Annotated in this window: 4 protein-coding genes, 1 tRNA gene and 1 pseudogene; all 6 read left to right on the top strand. The window is 37.1% G+C overall.

What is annotated here, in order from left to right; translation table 11 throughout:
• Nucleotides 1–3: 3 nt before the first annotated feature.
• Nucleotides 4–1365, top strand: coding sequence for a cell division protein FtsA (gene ftsA / locus J8M14_RS00030; RefSeq protein WP_211072295.1), 1362 nt, complete (start codon nucleotides 4–6; stop codon nucleotides 1363–1365).
• Nucleotides 1366–1422: 57 nt separating this feature from the next.
• Nucleotides 1423–3420, top strand: a complete 1998-nt coding sequence (ftsZ, locus tag J8M14_RS00025) for a cell division protein FtsZ (RefSeq protein WP_211072294.1) — start codon at nucleotides 1423–1425, stop codon at nucleotides 3418–3420.
• Between the two features lie 112 nt (nucleotides 3421–3532).
• On the top strand, nucleotides 3533–3982 hold the full coding sequence (locus J8M14_RS00020; protein WP_211072293.1) for a GatB/YqeY domain-containing protein: 450 nt from the start codon (nucleotides 3533–3535) through the stop codon (nucleotides 3980–3982).
• A gap of 60 nt (nucleotides 3983–4042) precedes the next feature.
• Nucleotides 4043–4116, top strand: a tRNA-Arg gene (locus J8M14_RS00015).
• Nucleotides 4117–4264: 148 nt separating this feature from the next.
• On the top strand, nucleotides 4265–4447 hold the full coding sequence (locus J8M14_RS00010; protein ID WP_211072292.1) for a hypothetical protein: 183 nt from the start codon (nucleotides 4265–4267) through the stop codon (nucleotides 4445–4447).
• A 1340-nt stretch (nucleotides 4448–5787) separates the two neighbouring features.
• Nucleotides 5788–12993, top strand: a pseudogene (locus J8M14_RS00005) (hypothetical protein); the annotation flags it as partial.

Genomic DNA, 12993 nt, shown 5'->3' with positions numbered 1-12993 from the left:
AATATGAAACCAGAAGTAAATGATATAGCGGTAGGATTAGATATAGGAACAACTAAGATTGTTGCTATGGTCGGCAGGTATAATGAATATGGCAAGATGGAAGTGCTGGGTGTTGGTAAATCCAAAAGTTTAGGAGTACACCGTGGAGTGGTAAATAATATTACACAAACGATACAGTCTATTCAACAGGCTGTTCAGGAAGCCGAAAGTGTTTCAGGACTAAAAATTAATGATGTTACCGTGGGTATTGCAGGGCAGCATATCAGAAGTTTACAACATAGTGATTATATCACAAGACCTAATGCAGATGCCGTTATTGATGAAGATGATATCGATAAACTATGTAATCAGGTACATAAACTGGTGATGTTGCCAGGAGAAGAAATATTACATGTATTACCTCAGGAATATAAAGTTGATGGTCAGGCCGAAATTAAAGAACCTGTTGGGATGTATGGAGGAAGGTTAGAAGCGAATTTCCATGTAGTAGTAGGGCAAGTTACTTCTATTCGTAATATCGGAAGATGTGTCAAAAGCTCAGGATTAGAGCTGTCTGATGTTACTCTGGAACCTTTAGCTTCTGCCAATGCAGTATTAAGTCAGGAAGAAAAAGAAGCAGGGGTAGCATTAATTGATATAGGTGGAGGTACTACAGATTTAGCAATTTTTAAGGATGGAATTATCCGTCATACTGCTGTAATTCCTTTCGGAGGAAATGTAATTACCGAAGATATTAAAGAAGGATGTTCTATTATCGAAAAGCAAGCTGAATTGCTAAAAATTAAATTCGGTTCTGCCTGGCCAGGAGAAAATAAGGATAATGAAATTGTTTCTATCCCTGGACTAAGAGGAAGAGAACCAAAGGAAATTACACTAAAGAATTTGTCTAAAATTATTCACGCTCGAGTAGTAGAGATTGTAGAACAAGTTTTTTTAGAAATTAAAAATTATGGGCACGAGTCACCAAAGAAAAAGCTGATTGCCGGGATTGTTTTAACAGGTGGAGGAGCTCAGCTGAAGCACCTTAAACAATTGGTAGAATATATCACTGGGATGGATACACGTATAGGATATCCAAATGAACATTTAGCAGGAAATAGTGATTCTGAAACTACAAGTCCGATGTATGCTACGGCAGTTGGATTGGTAATGGATAGTTTGGCATATATGCAAAAGCAGAAAAAAGTAGCTGTTAAAGATACTACCGCAGAAAATCAACTGAAACACCAGGAGGTTAGTAATGATATCGACGTCGATGAGGTGGTGGATGAAGAAGTAAGAAGGGAAGTTAATGCAAAACCAAGGAGAAATATCCTAGAAAAGTGGACTGAGAAGTTCAAAGAATTCCTGGATAATGCCGAATAGTTTTGATAGGGGGATATATAAAAGAATAAAAGTAAGAGAACCAGAAAATTAGCAATTATGAGTAATAACGAAGAGTTCGAGAATATTTCGTTTGATTTACCCAAAAATCAATCAAATGTGATCAAAGTAATTGGTGTTGGTGGCGGAGGTAGTAATGCTATCAATCACATGTTCCAGCAAGGAATCAAAGGAGTTGATTTTGTAATCTGTAATACTGATGCACAAGCATTAGAAAACAGTCCTATACCTAATAAGATACAATTGGGAGTATCTTTAACAGAAGGCTTAGGAGCAGGAGCTAATCCCGAAGTCGGAGAGCAATCTGCTGTAGAAAGTTATGAGGAGATCAAAACAATGTTGGATACCAATACAAAAATGGTATTTATAACTGCAGGTATGGGAGGGGGAACCGGTACCGGAGCAGCACCTATTATTGCTAAAATGGCAAGAGAATTAGATATTCTTACTGTAGGTATTGTAACGATTCCATTCCAGTTTGAAGGAAAAATGCGTAATGAGCAAGCACAATTGGGTGTAGAAAAGTTGCGTGCTCATGTGGATTCTTTGGTGGTTATCAATAATAACAAACTAAGAGAAGTTTATGGTAACCTCGGTTTTAAAGCTGGTTTCTCTAAAGCCGATGAGGTACTTGCTACTGCTTCTCGTGGTATAGCCGAAGTTATTACACATCACTATACACAAAATATTGACTTACGTGATGCTAAGACAGTTCTTAGTAATAGCGGTACAGCAATCATGGGTTCTGCTAATGCCTCTGGTGCTAAACGAGCTCACGATGCAATTGTTAAGGCGTTGGATTCTCCATTGCTTAATGACAATAAGATTACCGGTGCTAAAAATGTATTGTTACTTATTGTTTCTGGTAAAGAAGAGATTACTATCGATGAGATTGGTGAGATTAATGACCATATCCAGCAAGAAGCAGGACACGGGGCTAATATCATCATGGGTGTTGGAGAGGATGAGGCTTTAGAAGATGCTATTTCTGTGACTGTTATTGCAACTGGGTTTGACGTAGAACAACAAGATGAAATCGTTAATACGGAAACAAAAAAAATCATTCATACTCTTGAGGATGAGCAGAAAGCTGCTACTCATGATTTGATTCCTAAATCTACTGGAAAAGTGACTCCAATATTAACTCCAATACCTAAGAAAGAGGAGATAAAAGAAGAGCCTAAAATCATTAAGCATGAATTGATTGAAGATGACGAAGAAGTTAATGTTGAAGAGTCACTATTGATTCCGACAACTGATTTTTTAAAGAATATTGATGTAGAATACGAAGTAGTAAATCCTGTTGTTCCGGAAAATGATTTCGTGATTATTAATGCTCAAGATATCATTAAAGAGATTGAAGTAAAAGATGCTGAGGAGGTTGAAGCTGCAAATGCGGCTAAAAAGAAAGAAGAGGAAGATCAGTTTACTTTAGCTTTCGATATGCCAGTAAATGATGCTCAGGATGTGTCTGAAGAAGTTGCTTCGCAGAACATAACTCCAATTCAGGAAGAAGAGGAAGAGAAGCCGATTATTTTTGATTTAACCGAAGATATCCTGGATGTAGAAGTTAATGATCCTATAGAGGTTATTCCAACAGGCGAAACTGTTTCAGGAGGTGTTCGTAAATATAGTCTGGAAGATTATATGGAAGAAGAAAAAAGGCTTACCGAAGCTAAATCAGCAGAAGTGATGGAGGAAGAAGAAGAGATTGTTTTCGAAAAGAAAACAATTGCTCCGACTCCAGAAGAAGAGACACCTGAAGCAGATGTTGATCCATTAAATCAGCCTATTTCAGAAACGCTAAAAGCTAGAGCGGCAGAAAGACGTGCTAAAATGAAGGAGTTCAACTATAAGTTCAGAAATAATTCTAATATCGATGATATCGAAAAAGAACCGGCTTATAAACGTGCGGGAATAGATGTAGATGCTAAACCAGAAGATTCTGGTTTATCTAGAACATCTATAGGTACTGATAGTAATGATGATATACAATTGCGAAAAAACAATTCGTTCCTTCATGATAATGTGGATTAGTTTTTTGGCATAAAGCCAGAAACCATAAAATAATTGTATAAACCGATAATCTAAACTAAGATTATCGGTTTATTTTTTATCTTCGCAATCCAAAGATTAAAATCTATTAATTATGAGTTTACAGCAAAAAGTGATGACCTCAATGAAGGAGGCAATGAAAGCAAAAGACACCAATGCTTTAACATCGTTAAGAGCTATAAAATCAGCTATTTTGTTGGCTCAGACAGAAAGTGGGGCAAAAGAAGAACTTACAGAAGATCAAGAGCTAAAACTATTACAAAAACTGGTGAAACAACGTAAAGATAGTGCTACTATATTTACAGAACAAGGTCGAGATGATCTTGCACAACCAGAATTAGATCAAGCTAAAGTAATCGAGCAGTTTTTGCCGGAGCAAATGAGCGAGGAAGAGATTGAAGCAGTAGTTGCAGATATCATTGCTAAAACCGGTGCTGCAGGAATGAAAGATATGGGTAAGGTTATGGGTATGGCATCTGGACAATTAGCTGGTAAAGCTGATGGAAAAACGATTTCTACAATTGTAAAAAGTAAATTATCATAGAATATAAGACCTGTCAGGTTTCTAAAACCTGACAGGTCTATAAATAATATATTATAAACCGGCCGTGTGGCGCAACTGAATAGCGCATCAGATTTCGGCTCTGAGGGTTGGGGGTTTGAATCCCTTCGCGGTCACTCGAGAGGACAAGTGAAATTTTCACTTGCCCTTTTTTTTATTTAGTTTCTGATAATCAGTATTTTAAATGAATTTTTGTGAAATTTGTTTAAATCTTAATTTAACAAAATAAAATTTAATTAATTGATTTTTAGTAATATAAGGGGTTTGAATCCTTTCAGAGGTCACTTTGTGAAAAAGAAGTTGAGTATAGCCTATTGTAGAAAAGTTTTAGAAAGATCTGGTAAAGAAAATCTTACCGATGAGCAAGTTGAACGTATCCGAGATGCTCTATATGTAATCGCTGATGTTCAGATAAATCATTCTAAATCTAAGAATGGTTTTGAATAGCAGATTCAGAATAATTATAAGAAAAGGATACATTATTAGCGCCAACCGGCCCTTTATCGAACTTTTGGATCGCAGTTCTAACTTAATTCTCTCAAAACCAATTGATTTACAAAAAGTCTGTTTTACATAGTTATTATTGTTTTTTTACTAGTATATTTAAATAATAACGAACCTGTGACCTTCGGGCTATGAACCGAATTTCTTAATTTCACAACCCTTGGTTTATTAAGCTTTTATGATTTTGGAGTACACAAACACCTATATATACCTACAAAAGGGTACGGCAAATGGGTACTCTGTTATGGAGTACCTATTCAATACTTTTTACTTAAAATTACTATTTCATTCATACAAATATTTATCAAAACATTGAAGTAATTTTCCGATGCAGAAATTAGCAAAGATGTTAGGTGGTAAGTAAATCAATACTTTTTACTAAATCTCATTTTATTGAGATACAAATAAAGTACAAACCTTACCTAATTATGCTCCAGTGGTTCCAATAATAATCAATAGGATTGTCTAAAGTACCTGTATAAATTACTGTTTTACCACATTAAATATGTGTTTTAAACTTTTTTGTAATGGGGAATTTATACTTATATTTACAATGTTAATAAAATCTTAAGAAGCTAATCAGTAGTAATTATTAGATAGATTTAGAAAAGAAAATTATTGAAAGAAATTACTTTACCCCAATTACATTCCTCTATTATAGAGTTGTTTTTTTAAAGGATAATTACTCCTAGCGACGGATTGAAAAAATGATGAACCTACTTTATTATGGATTCTTCCATATACAGTTTGAACACTATCAAACTAAATTAAGTATGATTATATTTTAGTATCCAATTTCGAAAGTCTTTTTAACAGGTATACACTTTAATTATATGATTAATATATACTATTAAAAAACAACCCCGCAATTGTGTGACTTTGGCGAGACAACAAAAGCAGGGCCTGAATAACGATTAATTTATAAATAAATCAACCCTTATGCGCATATCTATATGTGATGAGCTTGTTAATTGTACGAAAGATAAATTTTTACTTTTTACGGTGAAGATCTTCTTCTTTCAAAATTTTAACAATTGTTTAATTTTATTCCCAATTTCGAAATATAAGAATTTTAATGCTCTTTTTACGGAAAAGCGTAGGTTTTTTACGGATCGATACTTCATTTTAAAAACTTCGAAAGGTTCTTTTATAAATCATGTTTATACTTTCTTTCGCTATTGTAAAAAGACAATAGCTTCTTTCATTTCTAAATATAGGATAGGTATTGGTTCTTTAGACAGAACAATATCTACACATTCTACTTTTATCAAATACTAAATGCTATGAAAATCAATACCCAATTTTTAATGCGACCAATACTATTTTTTCTTGCAATTTCTTTATATACCCTACAAGGAAATGCCCAAACGGACCTCTGGTGGACAGGAGCCAATAACAATAATTGGTCTGAGGGTCCTAATTGGAGTACAACCGATCCTGCCTTGGGTCCTGCAACTCCGGCAGTATCTGCTCCCAGTGGTGCTGTGGATGTACATTTTAATAATGGTAGTTTTCCCAATGCTGCTGCGTATACCATTTTGGTAGATTCTGACGTCAACTGTAAGTCGTTGTTATTTGAAGGCGATGGGAATGCTACATCCATTATATTGAATGGAGGAGGTGAGCTTTCTGTATTTGGTGATTTGATCTTTTTACCAGAAGCTCCGGGTTCGGTATTAAATGTAATACTGACGAATAGGATTGTAATGACAGGTACAAGCACAGGGAATCTTGTAGATTTTCAGAATCAAAGTATCGGAGCAGATCTTGAATTTGATGGTATAGGAGCTAGTTGGATCTTTCAATCACCTGCACAAATTTTAGATGACATTATTTTAACCAATGGTACATTAGATTTTAACAGCCAAAGCATAACTTTGAATGCTTTCTTGTCTAACGAGGGAAATTTAGGTAAAAACATCCTATTTGACAATGCCATCCTTAATTTTAGAACAGGAAACGGTGTTGGTATTATTGGTGAGTTTGCCACACTCTCTGGTAATCCCGAGTTTTTATTTGATTTACCTACTACTGGTGGGAATGGGAGTATTAGAATGGGAACCACAGGAGCAACACCTACGCTTTCTATAAAAAAGATACGCTCAGAAAATGTGATATCGCTTTGGCTTGATGAAGAAAATGATGCCTTTTTTGAAGATATAGAAACGGGTGGAATTAATGTAAGGAATAGCGCGCCTGTTGATATTGGGAACCTTTCTTTAAAATACGGGAGTCTCTCTCAAAGAACCGGTATCGGTGGAGCAGCAACAGCCAGAGTGGATAATCTAACCATAACTGGAGATGGTTGTCTCACGCATTCTTTTTCATTAGTTAATTTAGACTTTGATACAAGACCGACCTTAGAAAGATTGAGTCTTTCTAACTCTGATGCTTTTATAGCAGGAGTTGCAGCAGCTCCCCCAATTACGGTTACAGGTAGTTTTGATAATGGCGGTAATGATAACTGGGATATTGTAGGCCCTATTACCAAAAACTATTATTGGATCGGAAACTCTGGCGATTGGAACACGCTTACCAACTGGTCCAATACTTCTGGCGGAACACCATTAGATCCCTTATCAGATTGTTTACCAAGTCAGGCAGATGATGTGTTTTTTGATGCCAATTCTTTTAATGCTGATGGACAAGCCATGAATATTGATGCAGCAGCGATTTGTAGAAATATGACTTGGCAAGGTTTGGACCAGATTGCTATTGATTGGACAGGCGTGGCTAGTTTAGATCTTTGGGGAGATTTGACCTTAGATAAAAATATGGTTGAGGATATTAGTTATGATCAAATATTGAATTTAAGAGATGCTGTGGAAGGCTTGTTTGATTTCCAGAGTGGCGCGGACAACCGTAATATGCCTAATGTATTTTTATTTTGGCCAGATAATAATGTAACATATCGACAACTTTCTGATGAAGTATATGTGGGGTATATACGAAGTATGGGGCGAAACAATAGTAGAGTATACGATATTGGTGGTAATCAAAATTCTTTTAGAACCCGATTGGGCATCAGAGATGCAGGTACTATTAATATGGAAAATGCCAATCTCTATAATGAAGGTTCATCTACAGCTATAACTGGTTCTGGTATTAATATAATTTCTGATGCCGACTCTCATTATTACTCCACTAATCCGGGTACAATCATTCATTTTAGGGGAAGTTCATTATTTCCTGATTTTACACAAACAGAACCTACGGCGACTATAGAATTTTTTCAGAGTAATTTTGTTTCTACGGGAGATGCGGTGTTTAATGGATCTTTTGATGGAGCAACAAGTAATAATGGTGCAACAGTTACTACAGTAGCGGGTAAACTAACCCTTTCTGCAGGAAATACCCATCAGTTTTTAGGAAACATTACAGCAAACGAAATTGAAGCTAAAGGCACCTCTTGTGGAGATGGACCTATAATAAGAAGCAAAACAGGAGCCCAAATAGATCTAGATGTACCACAAGGTAATGCCGATTTTCAATTCGCTACTATTAGCGACCTGAACTATGTTGGTGATACCAATCCTCTAGATCTAGATGGTCAAGAGGCTACCGATGCCGGAAATACTAATAATATTGATTTGGGAGGCATCGTATCCAATGTATATTACTGGCGTCCTAATCCCGATGACAATAGCTATTCTGGCAATTGGAACAATCCAAAATATTGGGCATTAAATAAGGCCGATACCAATGGTCAAGCTACAGCGGCAGGCTGTGTGCCCAAAGCACAAGACAGCGTAGTGTTTGATAATCAATCTGGTAATGGTAGCTTAGTGAATGTGCTATTAGATGACTCACAGGCCGTAAAAAGTATTACATGGGTCAATACTGGTGCAGATGCCATCCCAGCAAATATGAATTTTGAAGTAGCGTCTACAGGAGTTCTGGATATCAAAGCCAATCTAAATCTTGCAGATGCCATGACTACCGCATGGGGTGGTGCTACTAATTTTAATGGAGCCGATACCACTCGTATTGATACCAGAGGAAAAGATGTAGGTGGTTTGGTAACCTTCCAAAACGGCGTTAGTATTCTACAAAGTGATTGGAATGGAGACGCTAACATACAGTTAGATAATGGTGAGCTAAACACCAATGAAAATGATCTTACCATCAACAGCTTTTTTTCAAGAACTACAGATGCCAGAAAATTGATCATAAAAAATAGTACTATAAATATCACAGGAGTGGAATTGACAGTCGCTGGTAATAATGGTTCACCAAGGACAAGCTGGATCATACAAAATGCACAAACATCCCCACTAGAGTTTGATGGCGAAAACTCCATCATAAATATTACGGCACTTATAGGAGAAAATAATTTTTATGGGGATGGACTTACCTATAATTCTGTAAACATTAATCCCAGTGATGGTAGTACTGCACGAGTCATAAATTTTTATGGTGAAAATACGTTCCTAGAAAATTTAGATGTAGTGGGTACGGGGAATTTTTTTGATAGTTTCACCGTGAATAAATTTAATTTGTCAACGGATGTTAATCATGAATTTATAGCGGGTAATACCACTACTTTTTTAGAAGAAGGAAACCTGGAAAAGAATGGTGATTTATCAAAGTTTTTAAATTTAAATTCTTCCATCAATGGAAGCTTACACAATTTTGTGAAAGCAACTGGAGGTAATATCTTTATCTGTAATCTCAACATTGTAGATGTACAAGCTACAGGAGTACCGTTCAAAACGAATGACGTAAGTACTTATAATGGGCTAGCAGGTGCTGCAGCGGCACCGCCTACCCCAACTGCCTGGGATTTTACCGCAGCTTCAACACCAGCAACCATAGATCTTACAGATCCTGCAGATATACACATTAACTTAGGAGATGATGCGCTAATAAATTATTCGATTACAGGAAATGACACAGGACCATATCGCGCAACACTCGATGTTGTAGGCATATCTACCGAATTCGAAATATTAAGTGTAGGAGACCCCACTACCGGTGTTTTTGACCTTGAACCATCTGCCACAGATGACATTGAGGTAATCAATTTTGAATATTTTGACTGCCCAGGGAGTTTTAATGTAGGTTCAGGTATTGGTGAAATCACACCAATAAAGATACCATCGGTAACTGGTAAAACCTTAGCCGCAGATGGCGCTACAGAAACTTATCCTTTCAACAATAAACAAGGATTTATTTATGTGATGGATGGCGCTGATCGTACAGATTTAGTTAATTTTGAAACACGTCTTCCACAGGTAGCCATACAAGATGGATTAAGCGATACGGATACCGATATTTTGGGCGATGTAACTGTAACAACCACTATTGATCCTACAAATATTGACAACAGTCCTTTTGTATACCTCACTCGTAGATGGGAAATTACCAATACAGGAGCCAATAGTGGCGCCAATGTGCGATTTTATCTAACACAAGCCGAATTAGTAGCCCTAAAAACGGCAGCTAATAAGCCTAGTGTTCCAGACTTAGAATTCTTGGAATCCTTATCCTTATTCAAATTAGCGAATGGCGCAACGCCGGGTGCAGGTGTCGATCAAACACAACAACCACGACTTAATGCAAGAGTTGCTACAGAAATTAGTGCTACAACTTATGTATACGAAGCTTTCATAGACGGAATTTCAGGGTCTTACGCTTTAGGTACTTCTATCTCTCCAGGTGGAGTTGCATCCAGTATCAAATTATGGATCAAAGCCTCAAAAGATGTAACCGATACAGCCGGTGAAGTAACCAATTGGGCAGACCAATCTGGTGCTGGGGTTGATTTTGTCAATACTGGTTTGGCAACAGGAATTACATCTGGGCCTACATATAATACAACAACCAATCTTTGGAACTATAACCCAACGGTTTCTTTTGATGGAACACAAGGTTTATACGAAGCTACCAAATCTGTTTTAGATCCGAATAACCTATATACAATATGGTTAGTAGTACAAGGAACTCCCGCAGGCGTTGTATGGTCTCAAGAAGCAGATTTAACTTTACCGACAGCGGGTACAAACCCTTCTATTACGGTAGATGGTCAAACGGACCAAGTTAATTCTGCTGCAGCAGGAGGTGCAGATAATGCATTAACAGGTGGTTTGGATGTCACAGAACCCACACTCATTGTGGCCAGTAGAAATGACAGTGGCAGCTTTAATTGGACACTAATAAATTATAGAAACGGTACTCAGGCAAATACGGCTACTTTTACAGGAGAATTAGAAACTGTTTTAAGTGCTATGTCTCTGGGGTATCGACATAAAACAGATAATACCTCAGAATCTCCTTTTATAGGAAGCCTTGCAGAAATGATTGTGTATGGTCAGGTACTTTCTGAAGCAGACAATATCAAAGTAGCTACTTATTTAGCTCAAAAACACGGAATCACATTATCCCATGATTATGTAGCTAGTGATGATGTCACTTTATTTGATACTGATGGAATAGATGCCACCTATGCTAACGACATCGCAGGTATTGGAAGAGATGATCAATCTTGTCAAGACCAGCGTCAATCCAAATCCAATAATACAGATGCAATTATTGCGATGGGATTAAGTGCTATCGAAACCACAAATGCTGCGAATACTACGGCATTTACCAACGATCAAGAACATCTATACTGGGGTAATGATAATGGAGCAGTTACTTGGACTGCAACTGGTGCACCAGAAAACTATCAAGTACTTACCAGAACTTGGAAAGTTAAAGAGGCCGGAGCAGTAGGTGCAGTAAAAGTTCAATTTGATGTAGCAGATGGTGATTTTGATGTACCAAATTTGATAAGCGGAACAGCTTATTTTATTGTAGTAGATACCAATGATGATGGTGAGCTTTCGGATGAAACACCAACGGCTTTAACAAACGTTTCAGGAGATCTTTGGGAAGTAGATGTAGATTTTGCCAATAATGCTTTGTTCTCGATTGCTACTTCTTTTATAGATACAGATGGAGACAATATTCCAGATGTAACAGATGTAGATGATGATAACGATGGAATTTTGGATACTGAAGAAGATAATTGTGATATCAATAGAACAATTGTTACCACAACAATAGCGTCAGGTTCTGGAGATCCTCAAGTATATACTGCTACAGATGGTTCTACTGTAACTTTAGAAAACCTAACAGATAATCTTGTAACTAATGATGTCGGTTTAGGGTATCGTTTTGGAACATCTAATGGTACTATTGATAGAGATTATCGAATGACTTTTTCTGCTCCTGTGAATGCGATAATATTAGATCTAAGTTTTGTAAACAACAATGTTGACGGAGAAGAAGCTCTTAGAAATTTTGCTATTAATGGTGGTGGAAATTTATCGATTACTCATACCGATACAAGTACAGGTGTGTCAACAAACTTTAATAGTGGTGTTTTTTCCGCAGATCTAGGTGGAGCCGATGCCAGTACAAGTGGTTTGTTAAAATTTGTAAGTAACTTGCCATTTACAGAGTTAACATTCACTTTCGATTTTATAGATACCAATGGCGGTGGTGGTGCGAATAACCCTTTCGGAATTATGCTTGGGGAGATTTGTATCTTAAAAGATACAGATGGAGATCAAATTACAGATAGTTTAGACTTAGATTCAGACAATGACGGAATCCCCGATAATGTAGAAGCACAAACCACAACAGACTATATAGCACCAACAGTAACCACTCCAGCGCAATACATTACAAATAGTGGTGTAAACAATGCTTATTTAACCACCAATGGAGGTAATCCTGGACTTGATCCTGTAGACACCGATAACAATGCAACGGAAGATCTGCCTGATTATTTAGATACAGATACAGATGATGATACGGTATTAGACATCGCAGAGAATGGAGATCCCGACAATGCCATTGTCACATTTACAGATGATGATGGGGATGGTATTGATAATCTTTTTGATACTGTAGATAATACCACAAATTGGGATGTTAATGATAAAGTAACGACAGGAGATATTGCCAATTTACAATCCAGTTTTGGAGATTTTGATAGTGATGCTGCCCCAACTCCAGTGCCCCTGGATAGTGATTTATCTTTTAGGGATAATTGTCAAATTAATGTTGGTGTTATTGCCGGAGACCAAAATGTTTGTGCCATCGATGATCCAGTAGCTTTTACTGTCAATACTGTAACCAGCGTGGATTCTGGTACGGTAACCTATCAATGGCAGAGCAGTACCACAAGTGCTACAGCAACCGACTTTGCTAATATTACAGGAGCAACTAGCGCAACCTATGACAGCCCTACTGTTACACAAGACACTTGGTTCAAACGTATAGATACAAATACATTGAATGGCGTTTCCTGTTCTCTGGAAACCAATGTTGTAGCAATCACAGTACAGATACCACCCGAAGCAGGAACAACAACAGACTTTGCTATTTGTGCAGGAGACACAGTGACCTTAGCACAACTAAATGCTTCCTTAAGTGGAGCCGATACTGGTGGAACCTGGACTCCGACACTCGCAGGTGCAGGTGTCTATACCTATACAGTA

It is taken from the genome of Aquimarina sp. MMG016, from assembly GCF_018100805.1.
Classification (GTDB): domain Bacteria; phylum Bacteroidota; class Bacteroidia; order Flavobacteriales; family Flavobacteriaceae; genus Aquimarina.
This window is presented reverse-complemented; position numbering and strand designations above follow the sequence as displayed.

Excerpts from the sequence above, each read along its gene's own strand:
- ftsA (WP_211072295.1), top strand. The coding sequence starts at position 4 with ATGAAACCAGAAGTAAATGATATAGCGGTAGGATTAGATATAGGAACA.
- ftsZ (WP_211072294.1), top strand. The coding sequence starts at position 1,423 with ATGAGTAATAACGAAGAGTTCGAGAATATTTCGTTTGATTTACCCAAA.
- J8M14_RS00020 (WP_211072293.1), top strand. The coding sequence starts at position 3,533 with ATGAGTTTACAGCAAAAAGTGATGACCTCAATGAAGGAGGCAATGAAA.